Genomic DNA, 18,638 nt, shown 5'->3' on the forward strand with positions numbered 1-18,638 from the left:
AGGTGGCGGTGGTGGAGCCGGGCCGTGGAACCACCCGGCCGGTGCCGGTGAGCCGGGCGGACTTCCAGCGCGCCCTGCGGCACATCGCCCACCAGGTGCAACACGAGGGCAAGAGCCCGCGCGAGGCCGCGCTCGAGTGGCTGAAGGGACAGGTGGAGCAGCACCCGGAGTGGGAACAAATGAGCGGGACGTGGGTGGCCGAGGTGGGCAAGGGCCGCGTCCTCACCCTGGTGCCCAAGGACGAGGACAGCCGGTTGGTGGGGGAAGTGGCGGCGCGGGTGCGGGCGCTGCCGGGTTACGGCCTGGCGAGCGCGCAGTAGCGGGCGCAGGGTCCAGTGGCCGGGGCGGGTCGGCCGTGTCGTCATGGCGCGCCTGCACACCCAACCGCCCTCCACCCAGGCCCTGACCTATCACGCCCCTTCCCTTGCCAGGCAGTTCGAGACCACTCCGGAGGCACTCAGGGCCGTCATCGAGCAGTTCGACTTCCTCGTCTACTGACAGGCGGTCGCCGCGTTTCCGCTATGAAGAGGCCGGCGGTTCGCCCGTGGACGACGGCGGAGCGGAGTCCGGAGAGGGTGCCCCGGACTCCACCAGCGCGGGCGGCGGTTCACCGGCGGGTGGTGCATTGGCTCCCGTGAGGGCGGACTGGGGGGGGGCAGGAGTTTCCGCGGCCGGGGCCGGCGGCGTGTCCACGGGTGGGGAGGGCTCGCCTGGCCGCTCGCCGCGCAGGAGGCCGCGCACCGTGTAGCCAAGCAGTGCCAGGCACCCGAGGCCGAGCACGCCCCACCCGAGCCGCAGGGGCAGCCGGGACGCCTTCACATGGAGGGGCGCATGGAGCGCCTTGTGACGGGTGGTCCGGAAGCTCACGTCGAGCAGGTGGGGTCCGTCGTGCTCCGGGACGAAGGTGGCCTGCCAGTGCAGCGCGTCCTTCTTCACGGTGAGGCTCTGCCCGTGGGAGGCTCCCTCCTCCCGCAGGGTGATGATGAGGGGCCCGTCGAAGTCCTCCCCCTCGAAGCTGCCCACCTGGAGGCTGACCTGGAGCGGCTCGCCCTCCCGGGGAGTGGCGGGGCGGATGCTGCCCTTGAGCTGCTCCTCGGTGTCCGACCAGGAGAGCGTCAGCAGGTCGTCCCGCGCCTCGACGTCGATCCGATCCGTGGGGTCCTGACCCAGGGGGGCGGCCCCGGCGGTGGCCAGCCACAGGGCGGCCATCAGAGGAAACACGCGGATTCCTGCGGGCCGTCTTTGCCTCGCCCCGGCCCGTCGCCTAAGATGAGCCGCTCTGATGTCTTCCACTTCGCGCTTGCTCCCCCCGGCGAGCAACCCGGGATGAACCCTCAACTTTTCGGGAAATATCAGCTCCTCAAGAAGCTCGCCACCGGCGGCATGGCCGAGGTGTGGCTGGCGCGCCAGAAGGGCATTGAGGGTTTCGCCAAGAACGTCGTGGTGAAGCGCATCCTCCCGCACCTCGCGGAGGATCAGGAGTTCGTGGGCATGTTCGGCAACGAGGCGCGCATCGCCGCGCGCTTCAACCACCCGAACATCGCGCAGGTGTACGAGTTCGGCGAGGCCAACGGCACGTACTTCATCGCCATGGAGTTCATCCACGGCGAGGATCTCGGCCGGGTGATGCGCAAGGCGTACACCGCGGGCGGGTGGATCGCCCGGCCGCTGGCCATCCGCATCGTCGCCTCGGCGTGCGAGGGCCTCTACTACGCCCACACCCGCACGGACGACAACGGCAAGCCCCTCAAGGTGGTGCACCGCGACATCTCGCCGCAGAACATCCTCATCAGCTTCGACGGCTCGGTGAAGCTGGTGGACTTCGGCATCGCCAAGGCGGCGGACCAGGCCACGGCGACGAAGTCGGGCGCCATCAAGGGCAAGTTCGCCTACATGGCGCCGGAGCAGGCCTCGGGCAAGCCGTTGGATCACCGCGCGGACATCTTCGCCATCGGCCTGGTGCTCTACGAGCTGCTCACCGGCACGCGCCCGCTCAAGCGGGAGTCGGAGCTGGGCACGCTGCAGGCGGCCATGGAGTGCAACATCCTCCCGCCCTCGCAGGTGGCGGATGTGCCGCCGGAGCTGGACGAGGTGGTGATGCGCGCGCTGGCCAAGGCCGCGGATGACCGCTACCGGGACGCGCGGCAGATGCAGCTGGCGCTGGAGGAGTTCCTCGTTGGCCAGCGGTGGGTGGCCGGCTCGGTGCAGATCTCCGAGCTGATGGAGACGCTCTTCGCGGACCGGCTGGACGAGGAGAAGCGCAGCGGCAATCCGGAGCCTCGCGGCGAGGAGTCGATGTCCGCGATGCCCGTGCCGCCGGAGCCTCCGCCCGAGGAGCCGCCGCCCCGGAGCAGCTCGCAGCCGCGCACCGGCACGCAGACGAACGCCGCGGAGATGAACTGGGAGGCGCCGCCGGGCGACATGCAGCCGCGGCGCACCGGGACACGCGCCGGGGTGGTCAACAAGCGCACGGAGTCCGCCACCCTGCCGATGGAGGACGTGCCGGAAGTGCAGGAGTGGGAGGCGCCTCCGGCCACGGAAGTGCCCCGCCGCCGCACGAGCAACGAGGCCCCGCGCCGCACCAACGTGGGCTCCACGTCCGTGGCGCGCATGCCCAGCCGTCAGGACATGACCCGGGCCGGTCCCGAGGCCGCCGTCCCGCGGCGCGGCACCGAGTCCTCCGCCGTTCGCCGCTCGGGTGTCCGGCCCGCGGAGCCGGCAGAGGACGAGGATGTGCCTCCGCCTCGGCCCTCGCGTGGCTCCGTGGCCGTCAACCCGCGGGCCCGCCCGTACGAGGACGACGACGAGGATCCCGAGCGCACGATGTTGCCGCCGCCGCCGGAGCCGGAGCCCGTGCGCCGCCGCACGGGGATGGGTCCGTCCGCCCAGCAGCAGCCCGAGCCGACTCCCAAGCCGCGCCGCACCAGCAGCCGCACGGAGATGCCCGAGGCGCCCGCGAATCCCCGCAGGCGCTCGGCCCTGCACCCGGTGGAGGACGACGAGGCCGGCTCCAAACCCGCCCGGCGGGGCCTGTCCCTGCCCCCGCTGAAGAACCTGCTCGGCGTGTTCGTGGCGCTGTCGCTGGTGGGCCTGGCCGTCATCTTCCGCGGGCCCATCCTGGACATGCTCGGCAGCTCGGCCATGGACGGGCAGGGCATCTACCTCAACGTCGAGTCCAACCAGCGCGTGCAGGTGTCGGTGCGTCACGGCATCCGCTGCCGCAGCTCCGAGCCCATCTCCGTGCTCGGCTTCACGCCGCTCAGCCGCATGGGCGGCGCGCACGTGCAGGACACGCTCATCCTGGAGAACAAGGAGCAGGGCATCTACGAGGAGATCGAGGTGCCCTTCGGCGAGCCCCAGGAGACGAAGTCCATCGAGCGCACCTTCCAGATGGGCTACTTCCGGCCCAAGCTGACGCCGCGCAATGTCTCGGGCATCGAGATCTACCGCGACGGCCAGAAGCTCGGCCTGTACCAGCCCGGGTTGAAGCTGGAGCTGGTCGAGGGCACGCACCACCTGATGCTGCAGGGGACGTCGCTCAAGGAGCCGGTGCAGGTGGATGTCGACGTGAAGGCCCGCGACATCACCGACAAGACGGTGGACCTGACGCCCTACCTCCGGTAGCGGGCGTCAGTAGCGCGGCAGGCTCGGGTCCACGGCGCGGGAGTAGAGGTCGATCCCCCCGCGCAGGGACACCGCGTCGAGGCCGCGCGAGAGCAGCCAGGCCGCGCCGTCCAGGCTGCGCACGCCGTGGTGGCAGTAGACGACGATGCGCCTGCCGCGGAAGGCCTCCAGCTCCTCGGTGCGCTCCTCCAGCTCGGGCAGGGGGATGAGCACCGAGCCCGGGAAGGCCACGTAGGCGTGCTCCTGGGGGAAGCGCACGTCGAGCAGCACGGGCCGCGACTCGGGCGGTCCGGAGAGCTGCTGGGCGAGGGTGGCGGGATCGATCTCCGGGATGGGCACGCGGGGACTCCTTCAGGCGGACGAGGCGCAGAACCGTTCGTAATCGATGAGCTCCACGCGGGCGCCGGGCGCGCACACGGGGCACTTGGGGTCTCTTCGCAGCTTGAGCTCCTGGAAGCGGGTGCCGAGCGCGTCGAAGGTGAGCAGGCGGCCCACGAGCGGCTCGCCCACGCCGAGCAGGAGCTTGAGGGCCTCGTTGGCCTGGAAGAGGCCGATGATGCCGGGGAGCACGCCGAGCACGCCGGCCTCGGCGCACGAGGGGGCGAGCTCGGGAGGCGGCGGGGCGGGGTAGAGGCAGCGGTAGCAGGGGCCCTGGCCGGGGACGAAGGTGGTGACCTGGCCCTCGAAGCGGAAGATGGAGCCGTGGAGGTTGGGCTTGCCCTGGATGAGGCACGCGTCATTGAGCAGGTAGCGGGTGGGGAAGTTGTCCCCGCCGTCGAGCACCAGATCGAAGCCCTCGAGGATGCGCAGGACGTTGTCCGAGGTGAGGCGCTCCTGGAAGGGGACCACCTTCACGTCGGGGTTGAGGGCCTCGAGGGCGGCGCGGGCGCTCTGCACCTTGGGCTGGCCGGCGCGCTCCTGGGTGTGGAGCACCTGGCGCTGGAGGTTGCTGAGGTCCACCACGTCCGCGTCGACGATGCCGAGGGTGCCCACGCCCGCGGCGGCGAGGTAGAGCGCGGCCGGCGAGCCCAGTCCGCCCGCGCCCAGCAGCAGCACCTTGGAGGCGAGGAGCTTCGCCTGACCTTCCTCACCGACCTCGGGGAGGATGAGGTGGCGGCGGTAGCGCTCCTTCTGGGCGGGGGAGAGCACCACGGGCTTCTCCACGGGGTAGTGGGCATCGCTCCAGCGGTTGAAGCCCCCGGCGAGCGAGGCCACGCGCGTGTAGCCCATGTGCTGAAGGGTGCGAGCCGCCAGGGCCGAGCGGGTGCCACCGGCGCAGTAGAGGACGAGCTCCTCGTCGCGGGAGGCCTTGTCCTCGATGCGCAGCTCGAGGAAGCCGCGGGGGATGTGCACGGCGCCGGGCAGGCGGCCACCGGCGTACTCGTCGCCCTCGCGCACGTCGATGAGCTTCACGGGGGTGCGCGCGTCCAGCAGGCGCTTGACGTCCTCGACGGAGACCTCGCGGATCTCCTTCCTGGTGGCGGACAGCAGCTCGCGGAAGGTGGCGGACATGGGGGCACGTATAACCCGGGCGGAGGCCGCCGGGGGCGGGCGCTCGCACCGAGGGCCTGGGAGCGGGCGAGGGGACTGGCACCCGCATCCACGAGGGGACAGATTCAGACAGTGGAGGGGAGCCGTACCCCTGGAGCAGGTGGAGCAGATGGAAATTCTGGCGCCGGGCGTTATAAGGCGCCTGTAAGGAGAGCAACCTACATGGACACGACGACCACCCCCGCTTCCAACACCCCCGTTGCCCCGCAGGGCGAGCCTTCGAGCCCGGTGCGGCTCACCGCGGCCGCCGTGGCCCAGGTGAAGAAGGTCATCCAGGATCAGGGCTTCCAGGACTACTTCTTCTCCATCCGGGTGGTGCCGGCCGGCTGCAGTGGGCTGGGCTACGACCTGAACCTGGTGCGCGAGATGAAGGCGGGCGATCTGACCTGGGAGCAGGACGGGGTGAAGATCGCGACGGACGCGCTGAGCAACAAGTACCTGTCGGGCACGGAGATCGACTTCGTGTCGAGCGTGACGGGCGCGGGCTTCAAGTTCAACAACCCGAACGCGAAGTCCTCCTGCGGCTGCGGGACGTCGTTCTCGACCTGAGTCACTCCTCCCTCTCCCCTCGGGAGAGGGTCGGGGTGAGGGTATCCGTCCCGGTGTTCCAACCCGTGGCGGTGAATCCGGGGTGAGGGAAGCCGCTCCACCGAGCGCCCCTCACCCCTTTTTTCTTCATGGGAGCGCCCCATACGCCGGCTGAGCTTTCCCATTGTCATGCCCTACGCAAATCACGAGCCCGTGGTGGGGTTTCCGGCCACGCGGAGCGCACTGAGTCCCCTGGGAGATCCGGGCTTCATCGAGGACGACCACACCCGGACCGCGAGTGGGCGTGAGCTGTGGTGGGCCTTCGAAAGGGAGGACGGGCAGCGCCTGAGCCTGATGTGGGCTGAACCCATCGAGTACGCCACGGTCATCGCCGATCCTCCCGAGCCGCAGCGGGTCATCCCGGCCCTGCGTGAGCTCGGAGTGGAGGCTTCCTTCGAGCTCTGCCCGCTTCCGGAGGAGTTCTCGCCGCTGCGGCATGGCCACGCGCGAGGCGCCGTGTGGCTCTTCACGGGCGAGGGCTCCGCACAGCCGACGGCGGTCTTCTCGCGCAAGCAGCTCGCGGACGCGTGGCTGGCGAAGAATCGCTTCTCCGGAACGCTCGTCCCGTACCCGCTCGACATGTCCCGCTACGAGCATGACAGGAGCTGGGGGCGGGTCACCCTGCCTCCGCCCGGCTCCGAGGAGGCCCAGCGGTACGTGGGCAACGTGGGGGAACGAGTACTTCGAGGGCCGGCAGCTCTCGGGCACGGAGCGCTGGCAGTTGTGGCGGCAGGATGACAACGGCTCGCGCTTCCTGGTGGACGGTTTCGGCAGCCGGGCCGAGGCGATGAAGGCGCTCCAGAAGATGGAGAGCGCCGTCCACAAGCAGGGCTATTGGCTGGAGCTCCAGCAGGGAGCGAAGTGATCGGCAGGGCTTTGGATGAGCTGGAGCGGGACGGCGGTCTGCCCCTTGGGAACGACATGGGCACTGATCAACCACTTTCCAGCAGGGTCCCCTCCCACAATGAGCAGGATGGGCTCGGGGCAGCGGTAATCGGCGGTGCGTGCGATGCGCCCGAGTTGCTGGAGGTCCGTGTTGCTCGGTACTGGCGGAGCATAAGGGTGGAAATGCCACTCGCCCAGGTAATGATCGCCACGTGCGGTCCACCGGCGCTCGAGCCACTTCTGGAGGCCTCTCGTTCCACGCTGGAACGAGCTGGGCCCACGAACCGAGTCTCCGGAAGGGCCGGATGCGGCACTCACTCGGGCACAGTCGAGTGTGGCGGAGTACCCACCGACAAGGATGCCTCCTGTCTCCAGCATTCCAGACGAGCGGCACAGATGCAGGAGCCGTTGGACCGTGGCTCCTGGAACGTGCACTCGGAAGCGTGCATCCGCTGAACGGAACTCAAGAGCTGGCATGCGCTTCAACAGGGGGCACATGAGTGACTCCACGAAAACAGCCATCGTCTTCCTGGCGCTCATAGACATCGAGGCGCGCCGCGGGGCGCGTGGCCGTGGCCCGTACCAGAGCCTTCACCGCGATGGCGGCGGCCAAAGCCACGTCATCCGCTCGGGCTGGGAAGACAGGGTGCCAGCAACCGAGTCCCTCTCTGGGCAGCGCGGTGCGCCGGAGTTCCTCGTGCTCTCTTTGGAGCCACGATGCGGCCTGCTTCCAGAACTCACCCGATGGGAACGCGGTGTCTGTCGCGCTGAAGCACAGCAGGCGCTGCGCTCCCACACCAAAGGAGGTGGAGAAGAACAGGCGAGGCCCGTCCCAGGTGTGCTGGCCCAGCACCTCGAGGACCTCGTCCGAGGCCGTACAGTCCAGGATGGTGTCGCACCGGGAGACGAGCCAGTTGCTCCGAGCTGTCTGTTCGTCCAGGCGCTCCGGGATGGCGTGAACCTGCAGGTCTGGGTTGAGGTGACGCAGGCGACGTGCGAGCGCATGGGCCTTGGAGTACCGCACGTCCATCACATCCAACGTGTGGCGGACGAGGTTTCCCGCCTCGAGGACTTCCCCATCCATGATGACCAGGCGGGAGACTCCACCGCGCACGAGCAACTCCGCCATGGCTGAGCCGAGTGCCCCCGCCCCGAGCAGCAACACCCAGGAACTCCGCAGCGGTTTCGGCAGCGCACCTCTGCTGCGCAGGTCCTCGGGTGCCCAGTTGTCGGTGCGGAGCCATTCGAGAGGGAGCGATCGCTCGAACAGTTGAACCTGGTCATGACGCCAGTACGCTTGCTCGTGATGTCGATAGCCGCGCGGAGCCTTTTTGACATGGGCGAACATGGGCAGTCGAAGCGCCCACCAGTGCATGCGCGCGTTCGGCCCGCCCACTTTCTGCGGAATAGGAAAGCCGATGAGACACAGGTGGCGTTCGCCGTCGCGCGATTGCGAGGCGAAGGCTTGAAGCTCCTTGCGCAGGTCCAGTCCCCGGGAGCGAAGCGCCTCCTCCAATTCGGGCCAGGAGGTGGGGGGCGCGTAGGGAGGCAGGACCGGGAGCGAGTCACCTCGCATCCAGGGCACGCGAAGGCGTTTCCGACGAGGCCCCGCGCGGAGCAGGTCTCCCCATTCGGGTGACAAGACACGGCGGCCGTCAAGCGATGAGAACGCCTTCACCGCGAGCAGCCGCGGGTTGCCGGGGACAGGGCTCAATTCCACCCATCCCCGGCGCTCCGGGCTCTCCGTCCAGATGCCGAGCGTCTCAGCCGTTTCGCGGACGACCACCTGCGGGCTTCCTCCCGTAGGCAGGTCGGGCAGTTCGAAAGCATGGCCCGGGGCGAGAAGCTGGCCCCGGGCCGCGGTTTCTAGCCACTCTCGCGTACCCGCGACGTGCCACGAAAGCCGCGCCTCCGCGCTCCGTGGCTCTTCCGCGCGCGTCCTCAATCCGAGCGATGCCAGTCCTGTCTGCAGGCACAGTCGCCCTTCCCTCCAGGGTCGAGTCGCCGGCCCTGGTCGGTTCAGGCGCTGGTGCGGATGCGTGTCCTCGATGCCCCCCTTCTTGGAAGGGAAGATGTCGATCCGTCCCCAGGGGTAGTTCTTGTCGATGAGCACGTACCAGTCCGTCCACTCGGGAATGCAACTTTCCGAGGTGTCTGCCCGCAGGCGAAGGGGTAGGACCCAGCACTGCTCCTGCTGATCCCAGGACACCTCGGCGAGCAGCTCCACTCCGGCTACTCCATCGAGAGCGCGGCGGCCCACGCGGATCTCGTTCGTCAGAGCGGGAGCACCTCTCATGCGAACCTGCTGCTGCTCACGACTCCCGGTCCTCCCTCATGCGACGTGAAGCCCACCTTGGTGGAGGAGCCGCCCCCCGGAGCCTGGGGGAACTTGTCGCCGAAGAGCTCTCGCCACAGCGGTGCTGCGGTCTGCACATCCGGTGCCTCGAACGCCTTGCGCGCCGTCTTCGCGGCGGCCACCACTTGCGTGTGGAACTTCGCGAAATCCTCACCGTCGATGCGCGCCAGGACGTTCTGGTCCACACCCCGGTCAGGTGCGTAGGGCGCTTGGTTGTTGGCGGCATGGAAGGCGTAGCGTTGGCTGAAGCGCTCCAAGGTTCGGACCACGCCCTCGGCTACGGAGGAAATGCCGTCCGGGCAGCAGTTGCCGATGAGGTGCTCCAGTGGGTAGCTCTTAGGCCGGTCCGGCAACTCACTGGCATGGACGAGCCGCCACCACTTGAGAGCCTTCACGACGTTGACGAAGTGCCCTGAGCACCGGGCATTCTTCTGGCTTGTCCAACTCAGTTGCACCAGTGGGTGGGTGTCCTGCCATGTGCCAAGGTCCCGGTCCGGAATCCGCAAGGGTTCCGTCTTCCACTGCGGGGTGCCGTCCGAGGCTGTCTTCACGATCGGCTGCGTCTCGTCCTCGTCGAGGCGGAGGATGTCTTCGCTCTTGGAGAAAGAGCTGTAGACGCCAGCCTCGGCTTCCACTGGCGCGGCGGTGATGACGAGGTCCATCTCCACAGTGGACATCTCAATGCCGAAGGAGCGGCCCTGCTGGCGATACTTGCCCTTGTAGTGCTTCTCCAGAAAGGGCTTGAAGCAGGCCATGGCCTCGACGGGTGTGAACTCGGACTCCTTCATGCGGGTGACTACGATGAGGTCGACATCCGCTCGCTTGCCGTCCTTTGGCCGGACCGCCGTGCGGCGCTTGTAGCTGCCCTGCAGGAAGATGCTGACGAATCCTGTCTTGAGTTCCTTATCCGATTCCAAGCGCTCCTTCAGCTTGGAGTGCCCGTTGATCATGTCGGCACGCTGAGCCGGCGTCGGGCGGATTTCCTTGAGGAAGTCAGTGAAATACGAGGGAAGTGGAAGTGTCATGGCATATGGAATACGAATGGCGTGGCGTTTATTACCTGCACTGCCATCCCTTCCCGCAGCTCAGCGGGAGGGCCGATCCACGAGCCGCACCGCCGGATCTCCCAACAGCGTGTAGTGGGTGACGTCATGCCTCTCCATCCACAGGTAGGCCCGCTCCTCCACCTGGGGGGCTTGAGACTGGCCGGAGGCTTCGGCCTGCGCGTCTGCCTGATAGTGCTTCCGCAACTCACGGTCCGCTTTGGCGGCGAAGCGTGACAGAGATTGGAGCGCCAGACCCGCCCGGTAGCCTTCCACCAGGCTCGCAAGCGCTTCCTCGAGCCGGTTGACATGTGACTGCCCATTCCGGGGATCGTGAAAGGCGCAGATCCATGCGTGATCCAGGTGGCCGATAACGGCGAGGGGCCCATCGGGATTGGCCAGTGCCGCCTGGGGCAGCGCCGCGATGAAGGGCCTCGCCTCCAGGGGGCGGGAGCGCTCGATGCTCTCCAGCTCTCGTTTGGGCATCAGGCCTGACCGCACGAGTTGCTCCATCCAGGGTTGGTACACGCTCCGCGCCGGCGTACCCGCGCCGAAGCAGGCGAAGTAGAACCAGATGCCTCCCGGAAGGAATGCTCCCTGGCGAACCTCCTCGGCCGTCAGCACGGTCCGGTTGCCGAGCCACATGTTGCCCTGTTCCCGCCGCTGTTCTTCCGCGCTCGCCCAGCCCGAGAGCGGCCCCCCGACGCCATGACTCAACGTGAAGAGCAGGGCTGGTTCCCGCGCTCCGGCCAGCTCCATCAGCCGCCCCTTGGAGCCTGCTGACAGTTCCTCCGCAACCACACTGCTCGCCGGAAAGAATCCCTGCGAGCGCGCCGCCGAGCAACGTCGTGCCGCCGGAGCGGTGACGAATTGATGGCCGCTCAGTATCTGGGGCGATCTGTCCTGCGCGGTCAGTAACAGGGCCCGGGCCTTTCGAGGGCGCGTTGCATCCTGCTCACGCGCCACCACCTTCGCGACATAGGCCGCGTAGTCCTCCTCCCGCTCGAAGGGCAGGCGTCCCACGAGGCAGGAGCCATCACCCGTCAATTCCTCTTGTAGCTCCATCGAGAGGTCTTCTGGCGTTCCGGCGAGCAGGACGTAGCGGGCGTGCTCCCGCGAGGACCGGGACGTCGGGTACATCTTTTCGTCCACGAACTCGCGAGCCTTGCTCATGTCCATCCCCGGCGGAGCGGGGTAGACATCCACCTTCCGGCCCTGCTCCTCCGCACGGCGCTCGCACAGCGGTGACAGGATGCGCTCGAGGCATCGGCCTCGCCTGGTGTCGGGAACCACGAGCGCCCATCGCTGTTCGCGCAGCGAGTCGGGCTCGGCGGACATGTTGTACAGGTGGGTGGGCTTTGGCAGGGGCGCTGGAAGTGGCGCTCCCCGCAGCGACTCCGCCGTCAGGGGCGTTTCGAGGACGGGCTGCCCATCCCCCGCCCGCGCGAGCAACAGTTGCAGTGTCACTTCGCCCCTCCAGGCACTCGCTTGTTGAAAGGAGGCTGACCATGCGTCACCCGGGCTCCCTCCGACTTCACCTGTGCCACGAAGCGGTCGAGCTGCGTGTGCGTTCCCCGGACTCCGAACATGACCTGCTGCTGGCCATCCAGTGCCCCATGGGCGATGAATCCGCCCTGCTCGTGCTGTCTGACGATGTAGATGTGCCGTCCTTCCTTCGGATATCCCTCGAAGAAGGGTCTTCCATCCCACGTCGAGAAGTCCCGCGCCTCGATGTTCTCGCTAGGGTCTCCCACGAAACCAGGCCGGCTGGTGTCGTTCGCTTTGTCTCCTCCCGTGTTGGTGTCGAAAGGAGGCAGGCCGCGCGTCACCCGGGCTCCCTCCGACTTCACCTGCGCCACGAAGCGGTCGAGCTGCGCGAGCGTCCCCTGGACGATGAAGATGACCTGCTGCTGGTCATCCAGTGCCCCATAGGCGGTGAATGTCCCCTCCTCACGCGATTTGACGATGTAGACGTGCCGTCCTTCCTCTGGATGGCCCTCGAAGAACGGCGAGCCATCCCACGTCGAGAAGTCCTGCGTCTCAAGCGACTCACCCTGCATTGGTCCCTCCCTGCTCCACTGTGGCTGTGCGTCATGCGGCAGCCGCTCTTCACTCGAAGACGAGGACTCCGCCGATCCAGTCGACGTCCTTCCCCTTGCGCAGCCACTCCAGGCGTTCGTCGCGTGTGGCCATGCTGGGAGAAGCGCCACCGCGGATCCGCTCGCGCACGGCACCGAAGAAGGCCGACGCGTCTTCATTCGGGAGCGGCTGCGTCGCCGCCAGCACCGTGCGCGCCCCCGCGGTGAGGAAGGCATTCGGCAGGCTGCCATGCTCGTGCAGAGCCGAGGTTCCCCGCGCGGCCTCGCAGGCCGCCAGGACGACGAGCGGCGCACCCGAGAGCTTCAAGCCGCGGATGCGATTCTCGTACAGCTCATCGCCGCCGTCCGGGGCAGGGGCCAGCAGCAGATAGGCCGTGTTCGAGCCCGGGTCGATCTTCCCGTGGGTTGCCAGGTCGATGTCCGTCGCCTCGGGCATGGCCTCCAATACGCGATTCGGCGTGGCGTCCAGCTCCCGCAGGCTCCGGAGCTCCGTTCCCGTCGCGACGCGAGGAGACCACGTCAGGGCGGGCTCACTGCGCTGCTCGTCGTACCGTACATCGCTCACCACGAGGTGAAGGCCGCGTTGCGCGGGAGGTTGTGGCGCGGTGGCCCGCGTCAGGTAGCGCCAGGCGAACTCGGGCGGAAGAAGCCCCGCACGCCCCTGCAAGGGAGGCCGTGCCAGGACATCCACAGAGGCACAGGGACGAAGGGCCTCCACCATGTCTTGGGGCACCACTCCCGCGAGGCTCGTGGGGTCGAATCGCGTGACCCGCATCGGTGTGTAGCGGCCGACCCACTGTCCATCCGCTCCCCGCGCCACCACCAGGCTGCGCTCGGTATCCTCGGTGAGTGCGAGGACGCACCGGCCCATGGCGGCGAAGCCCAGCTCCGTGCCGAAGCGACCCAGAGCCGCGGCGAAGTCGCCCTTGGCGGCATCGGCGAAGATGAGGGACGTGTAGCTGTACGTACGCGCATGCCTGGCTGTGACGTCCTCGCGGGTCGCGGACCCCGCCTCGTGGATGGCATCCTCCAGCAGCGCACGCCCCCTGACTGCGTCCACCTCCACCAGGAAGCGCCCCCGGAGGAACGTCGCATAAGCTCGCTGTCCCTGGGTGTTGCCGGGCTCCAGCGCCAGCGTCTTCTCCACGGCTTCCGCGTCCCGGGGGGAGCGGCGCGTTCGGGCCACATCCACCAGTGCTTCGATGCCATGCCTCGTGAGCGGCAGTCCGACCTCCAGCGCCTTGTCCAGCTCGGCACGCGCCTCATCCAGTTCGAGTGCCTGAATGGCCAGGTGGGCGAGGTTCTGATGAATGTTCCTCAGGATCTTCCGGTTGCCGTCGGACATGAGGAGGGCCTCACCAAAGTAGGCACGGCCCAGCGTGACGTCCGACGCCAGGCGCGCGGTGTTCCCCAGCGTCTGCAACAGCATCCGCTCCTGATCCCATTGGGCCCGCCGGGCCTGTGTGAGCGCTGCGCGTGCGTACCGCTCGGCATCGATGAGGTGGAAGAGCCAGCCGGACACATGGGCCAGGTCGTTCTCGACGTCGACGCACCGGTAGACCAATTGATTCCGGGTACAAAGCTCGAGTGCCTTTTCGAGCAGCTTCTGCGCCCGGTCATAGCGCTCCAGTTGCTGCTCCTGCGTGGCCTCCTGCTGGAGCCCCAGCACCTGGAACCAGGGATCCGGGCTGACGCGGGTCCGCTCCACGAGCGTGCTGGCGTATTGCGGAAGGCGCGGGACCGCGTACGTGAGCGCGCCCAGGGCGATGTCGTCCTCTCCCGAGGCGAGAAAAGTCCGGAGCAACGTCTCCTCGTCACGCGAGTCCACTTTTCCCGCCACCAATTGGGCGTATTGCGCCGCCAGGGGCGCGCGGACGGAGAAGTTGCGTGCGGCAACGCGCTGGACGTAGTCCTGGAGCACGGTGCCGCCTCCCGAGATTTCATCCAGCTTGCTGGCGAGGGGAAGGAACGCGCGCACCTCCACGGCGGAGGTTCGGGCACGCACGGCGTGATAGAAATCCCGGCGCATCAGCGGGACGTCGGCGTAGGCGAGCGCGTCAGTCAACGCGGGGACGCCATGGGAGATGAGCTCGAATCCCGCGTTGTCAGCGGCCTTCCAGCGCTCCTTTCGCTGCAGCGCGACGGCGAGCCGCTGCCTCCTGTCACGGGCCTCGTTCCTCCATTGCGCATCCGGTTCGGTGCGTTCCAGCGCCTCGAGGTCTTGCATGGCCAATAGAGGCAGTCCCAGGTCCCGGTACACCAGGGAGCGATTCCACAGGGCCTGGAGATGTGTGGGCACCCTGCGGAGCACCTCATTGAACAGACGGAGGGATTCCCTCAGCTCCGCTGTCCTGCGGGAAGCATCCAGGGCACGGGCGTCCAGATAGTGTGCTACCCCCAGGTCGCAGAGCACGTTCGCGTCCCACGTGCGCTCGCTCTGCATCCGTTGCAGGACGTGCTTCGCGCTCCAGGTGTCGGGCCTGCCACCGGCGAGGTAGGCCGCGACGAGCTGAGGCAGGTCTCCCAGGGCCTCCAGTTGGCCCATGACGGCATTGGAGGGCTCGGTCACATTCTGGGCGGGAGCCGTGCCCATGAAGGACTGGGCCATCGGACGGTAGGTATCCGCCTGGGGATAGGTGACGCGCGCTTCCAACGCCCGTGCCTGTCGCGCCCACAACTCGGGCACGGCTCGCGGTGTCGGCTCGTTCGTGAGGCGCGGGATGAGCATCAGCACGGCCACGACGGAGAGCACCGCCGCACCGGCCGCCAGCCACCGGTTCCGGGGAATGACATGCCATGGCACCTCGACCTGGCCGTGCCGCTCGAGATAGCGCCTGCCGAGTTGTTCGAGCTGTAGCAGCCGGGTCAGTTCCGACTGGCATCGCTCACATCCGGCCAGGTGCTGGCCGAAAGCCTGGGCGTCCGCGGGCGGGAGCTCTCCATCCGCGAAGGCCTGGAGTGAGTCGCAGGGCGTGGACATCAGTGGGTTCCCTCATCGAGGTAGGGCTTGAGCAGCTCGTCGAGCCTCTGGCGGGCGTCGAACAGGCGCTTGGCCACGGCTCCAGGCGAAACGCCCAGCTTGTGGGCGATCTCCTTGTTACCGAGGCCCTGGGCGCGGAGCAGGAAGGTGAGGCGCTGCTGCCGGGGCAGCTTGTCGATCGCCCAATCGAAGCGCTCTTGGGAGATGCGCTCGTACGTGTCCGAGTCCGCTTCCTGCGCCAGGGTCCAGCGCGTGATGGTTGGATCGTCTTCCGCTTTCTTGCGGCCCATGGCGCCTCGGAGCAAGTCACAGAAATGATTGTTCATGACGCGGATGAGCCAGCCGTCCGCCCGTGTGTCATCGAGTTCGCCCAACGCACCGCCGAATCGCTCGATGAAGCGCAAGAACGTCTCCTGCACGAGGTCCTGGGCGTCGATGCCCACGGCGCCGCGGCAGAGTCTCTGGGCAATAGGCGACAGCAGCTTTTTGCACCTCGCGTGCCACTCTTCGAAATTGCTGGCCACAATCTCCCCGGCGCTCGTCATGACCGCGTCTCTGGTCCGTCCCCATGCGGGATACGGAGGGCACGCCGGATATTACGTCCCATTCCGTGGGTGGCTGGTCGGAGTCATGAGCGGCGCCCGGGCTTGCGGGTGACGCCCCCGGTCCAGGGGACTTCCACGTAGCCCTCGGACTTGCGGAAGTTGAAGAGCTTGACGGTCGGCTGGGACTTCGGGTTGTAGGCCCTGCCCAGTGCCGCCGCCAGACTGGCCGGGCACGCCATCGCGAGCCACACCTCGCTGGCATCGCGCCATTCCGCGTGGATGCGGTCCAGGTATGCGCGGAACTCGTCCACGGCGCGAGCCGTGTCCATCGGTCCCCGCACCACGGTGGGAGAGGTGCCTCGAGCCGCTACCAGGCGCACCAACGCGGGAGGGTTTTCGGTTCCCAGCCATTTCGCCAACTCCTCGGGGTGGATGGACAGGTTCACCTCGATGGTCATGGCCAGACGTCCCCTTGCAACGCTGTAAGCCTTGGAATCCGGCCAGGCCTCCTCCCGGAAGAATCTCTCCTCGGAGGATGGCTTCTGCATGGAGTCGTAGCCGCAGGTCCACCTGCCCGTACGTCCTCGTTCCTCCTGGTACACGCGAAGCTTCCACCGGCTCAGTCTCCATCCCAGGTGGAACATGAGGGGCAACGGGGCGCGCCCGAAGAGGTGCACCATCGATACGTCTGTCCCGAGCCTGTTCACGAGTTGATCGGCCTGCTTGAGTGCACGTCGCCAATCCCTGGTGGTGTTGGGAAGGTCATCCGCCACCCTTCCGAAGGGTTGCAGCGCGACGATGTCCGGGTCCCCACCGGCGCGTCCTTCCAGGGCTTCGACCATGGAGGCTGGTGCCACGTTGAAGTTCACTTCGTAGGCCACCGCGAGTTCCTCCGGGAGTTCGGGGATTGGAGCGTCCGGGGAAAAGACGATTCGCTGCCCTCTCGTACGGGCTTCCACAGGCGGAGACGGTGCGAAGAACTGGAGCGACGCCCAGTCGAGTGATGAGGCACTCAGCGCCTCATGGGCTTTCTGGAAGGCCACATCGATAGGGAACTTCCGCTGGCAGAGTGCTTCGTAGAGTGCCTCAGTCATCTGAATGGAGCCATTCACCGTCAAGGGCATCTGCGAGGCAATGACTGCTGGGATTCCGAGACGGTGGAGGTCATGGGCTACCCCTCCGAACATGCTTCCCACCTGACCGGGGTTACTTCCGTGACATGCGCTCAGTACGACCGCCTGCAAGTCGCCCTGATAAGGGCCGAGCACGTCACGAAGTCTGTCTCCATCCACGAGCATGGGCCTCCGCGGATGGTTGGGATCCGTCCATATGAGTCCGAAAGTCCCTCCGGGAATCGGACCTCCGTGACACAGGATGTGGAGGATGCGAAACGGCCTACCCTCCTGGCGAGCCTTTTCCAGCTTGTCGCGAAGGGAGTCCAGATTCAGGTTCGCGAGTTCGTCCTGCTCACAATCGAAGTCCGGGCACGCCTTCTGGAGGGCCGCGAGGTGGCGTTCCTCCGAGACGTAATCTCCCGCGTCGGACCAGGCGAATAGAACCCGGCCATGGCTAGGTGAGGCCAGAGATGCCCGAAGGTCATGAGCCCATTCGAATTGCAGTGGATGCGGCTTGATGTTGCCGAGGCTTCGGCCATTGTGGAGTGCGGTCAGCGACCAGGGGAGACTGAACAGTTCTCCCGCGCTGAAGCGGAAGCGCAATCGAAGGGACGCTTTCTTTGCCTCGGCCTTGAGCAAGGCCTTTTCGTAGGACGACCAGCCGTCCAGTTCTTTCAGCACGTCCACGAGGAATCCGCGCAGCAGGTCACCCATCCGCTTCCGCGCACCTGGCGTTGGAGTTGCTTGCAGGAACTCCGCACGCAGCTTCTCCACCTCGTCCCAGCGGAGCACGGCCACTCCCGGCTTCCCTTGCTCGCCGCGCGTGGAGTACTGCTGTGGCCTTCCGTCGAACGCATAAGGCTTATTGGGGCTCTCGACGCGGCCCAACTCGATGGTCAATATGCGCGGTCCAGGCATGGGCTTCCTACCGTACCGGGAAGTCCGGACCGAGCAGCTCCCGCCAGATCTCGTTCGCTCCGAGTATGTCGCCCACCCGCTCCAGTTCCAGCGCCCGGGCTGCCCTGCGGGCAGCTCCCGACAGCCGTTGTTGCCCTTGCACGAGGTTGGTCTGGCCCACCCCGGAATTGACGGGAGGCCCGAGCCCGGCCGGCTCCGGCCACTGCTCCATGATGCGCTCGCTCATGAACTGGAACAGGTGGGCCATGCCCTGTGCGTAGATGGACAGGCGGGGATCCGGGTGGAACGAGTCGATGCCCTTGTAGGCCATCACCTCCAGAAGGAACGACGGCACGGGCTTGCCCTGGAGTTGTCTCCAGCGCTTGATGGCCTTGATGAGCGGCTTGAGCCGCTGACTGGCTTTGGCGTTCGCGGCGTCACAGGCATCGATGTGCTTGCGCGGATTGCTTTGGATCCAGTCGTCCTTGCGCACGTCGGGAATCCAGTAGGTGCCCGGCCGCCGTGGATCCTCCAGTGCGGGGACGACATCGAAGCCAATGCCCGTCCCGTTGAACTCGATGTTGACCGAGCGGTTCTGCAATCTCGCCTGCTTACCGCGGAACTCCTCCTCCAGCGCCTCCTTCACGCGATTCAGGAACTCCTCGGGGCCGACGGTCTTTCCAGTGCCGCTCGTGTTCGCCGTGAAGATGAGGAAGAGGTCGATGTCGTGCAGCGGCCGGATGGCCGTCTTCCGTCCGTAGGAGCCACTGAGGATGGACTCCCGAGGTCCCAGCCGGCGGCGCATCGCCTCGAAGACGTTCCGCTCTTGACGCTTCGCCTCGCGATCCTCTCCCTCATGGAGTTCCAGGCCCTGCATGAACTTCTCGAACGCCTGCGCCACGGTCAGCATCGTTGGTGTCTCCTCTCCTGGAAGAGATACGGAGGAGACTGCGGG

The 18,638-nt window shown here is 67.2% G+C and carries 17 protein-coding genes and 1 pseudogene; 6 read left to right on the forward strand and 12 right to left on the reverse strand.

Features of this window, described 5'->3' with window-relative positions; translation table 11 throughout:
• Positions 1–284: pseudogene (locus tag AC16DP_RS12505) on the forward strand (AHH domain-containing protein); the annotation flags it as partial.
• 79 nt (positions 285–363) lie between these two features.
• Positions 364–498 carry a hypothetical protein gene (locus AC16DP_RS12510; protein WP_329731320.1) on the forward strand — a complete coding sequence of 45 codons (135 nt, stop codon included), beginning with the start codon at positions 364–366 and terminating at the stop codon, positions 496–498.
• Positions 499–519: 21 nt separating this feature from the next.
• Here the strand turns inward: AC16DP_RS12510 and AC16DP_RS12515 are convergent, their stop codons facing one another.
• Positions 520–1,221, reverse strand: a complete 702-nt coding sequence (locus AC16DP_RS12515; protein WP_329731319.1) for a hypothetical protein — start codon at positions 1,219–1,221, stop codon at positions 520–522.
• A gap of 105 nt (positions 1,222–1,326) precedes the next feature.
• On the opposite strand from AC16DP_RS12515, the gene AC16DP_RS12520 reads away from it, so the two are divergent.
• The gene (locus AC16DP_RS12520) at positions 1,327–3,624 is read left to right on the forward strand and encodes a serine/threonine protein kinase (protein ID WP_329731318.1); all 2,298 of its coding nucleotides are present in this window, start codon (positions 1,327–1,329) and stop codon (positions 3,622–3,624) included.
• 6 nt (positions 3,625–3,630) lie between these two features.
• On the opposite strand, the gene AC16DP_RS12525 is transcribed toward AC16DP_RS12520, so the two are convergent.
• Positions 3,631–3,963, reverse strand: a complete 333-nt coding sequence (locus AC16DP_RS12525; RefSeq protein WP_329731317.1) for a rhodanese-like domain-containing protein — start codon at positions 3,961–3,963, stop codon at positions 3,631–3,633.
• A gap of 12 nt (positions 3,964–3,975) precedes the next feature.
• The gene (gene moeB / locus AC16DP_RS12530) at positions 3,976–5,136 is read right to left on the reverse strand and encodes a molybdopterin-synthase adenylyltransferase MoeB (RefSeq protein WP_329731316.1); all 1,161 of its coding nucleotides are present in this window, start codon (positions 5,134–5,136) and stop codon (positions 3,976–3,978) included.
• Positions 5,137–5,337: 201 nt separating this feature from the next.
• On the opposite strand from moeB, the gene AC16DP_RS12535 reads away from it, so the two are divergent.
• From AC16DP_RS12535 to AC16DP_RS12545, 3 genes are all read left to right on the forward strand, one after another.
• Positions 5,338–5,724, forward strand: coding sequence for a HesB/IscA family protein (locus AC16DP_RS12535; protein ID WP_329731315.1), 387 nt, complete (start codon positions 5,338–5,340; stop codon positions 5,722–5,724).
• Between the two features lie 168 nt (positions 5,725–5,892).
• A complete protein-coding gene (locus AC16DP_RS12540) occupies positions 5,893–6,501 on the forward strand; it encodes a DUF7710 domain-containing protein (protein ID WP_329731314.1) in 609 nt (202 codons plus the stop codon).
• Positions 6,485–6,628, forward strand: coding sequence for a hypothetical protein (locus AC16DP_RS12545; protein ID WP_329731313.1), 144 nt, complete (start codon positions 6,485–6,487; stop codon positions 6,626–6,628). Before AC16DP_RS12540 ends, AC16DP_RS12545 begins: the two co-directional genes overlap by 17 nt.
• On the opposite strand, the gene AC16DP_RS12550 is transcribed toward AC16DP_RS12545, so the two are convergent.
• The 9 genes from AC16DP_RS12550 to AC16DP_RS12590 form a co-directional block, all read right to left on the reverse strand.
• Positions 6,595–7,194 (reverse strand): Mov34/MPN/PAD-1 family protein, encoded by a 600-nt coding sequence (locus tag AC16DP_RS12550; protein WP_483956710.1) that lies wholly within the window; start codon positions 7,192–7,194, stop codon positions 6,595–6,597. The two genes, AC16DP_RS12545 and AC16DP_RS12550, sit on opposite strands and share 34 nt — an antisense overlap.
• Positions 7,112–8,875, reverse strand: coding sequence for a ThiF family adenylyltransferase (locus tag AC16DP_RS12555; protein ID WP_329731312.1), 1,764 nt, complete (start codon positions 8,873–8,875; stop codon positions 7,112–7,114). Before AC16DP_RS12555 ends, AC16DP_RS12550 begins: the two co-directional genes overlap by 83 nt.
• 65 nt (positions 8,876–8,940) lie before the next feature.
• Positions 8,941–10,029, reverse strand: a complete 1,089-nt coding sequence (locus AC16DP_RS12560) for an SMODS domain-containing nucleotidyltransferase (protein ID WP_329731311.1) — start codon at positions 10,027–10,029, stop codon at positions 8,941–8,943.
• Positions 10,030–10,089: 60 nt separating this feature from the next.
• Entirely contained in the window at positions 10,090–11,514 is a 1,425-nt protein-coding gene (locus tag AC16DP_RS12565) for a hypothetical protein (RefSeq protein ID WP_329731310.1), read from the reverse strand.
• A complete protein-coding gene (locus tag AC16DP_RS12570) occupies positions 11,511–12,107 on the reverse strand; it encodes a hypothetical protein (RefSeq protein ID WP_329731309.1) in 597 nt (198 codons plus the stop codon). Before AC16DP_RS12570 ends, AC16DP_RS12565 begins: the two co-directional genes overlap by 4 nt.
• A gap of 49 nt (positions 12,108–12,156) precedes the next feature.
• On the reverse strand, positions 12,157–15,126 hold the full coding sequence (locus tag AC16DP_RS12575) for a CHAT domain-containing protein (protein WP_329731308.1): 2,970 nt from the start codon (positions 15,124–15,126) through the stop codon (positions 12,157–12,159).
• Positions 15,126–15,671: an RNA polymerase sigma factor gene (locus tag AC16DP_RS12580; protein WP_329731307.1), complete on the reverse strand. Its 546-nt coding sequence runs from the start codon at positions 15,669–15,671 to the stop codon at positions 15,126–15,128. The genes AC16DP_RS12575 and AC16DP_RS12580 overlap by 1 nt, the downstream gene beginning before the upstream one ends.
• 83 nt (positions 15,672–15,754) lie before the next feature.
• Complete coding sequence (locus AC16DP_RS12585; RefSeq protein ID WP_329731306.1) at positions 15,755–17,686, reverse strand: SAVED domain-containing protein; 1,932 nt, start codon at positions 17,684–17,686, stop codon at positions 15,755–15,757.
• Positions 17,687–17,711: 25 nt separating this feature from the next.
• The gene (locus AC16DP_RS12590) at positions 17,712–18,593 is read right to left on the reverse strand and encodes a nucleotidyltransferase (protein ID WP_329731305.1); all 882 of its coding nucleotides are present in this window, start codon (positions 18,591–18,593) and stop codon (positions 17,712–17,714) included.
• Between the last annotated feature and the right edge of the window lie 45 nt (positions 18,594–18,638).

It is taken from the genome of Archangium sp. (genome assembly GCF_057119385.1).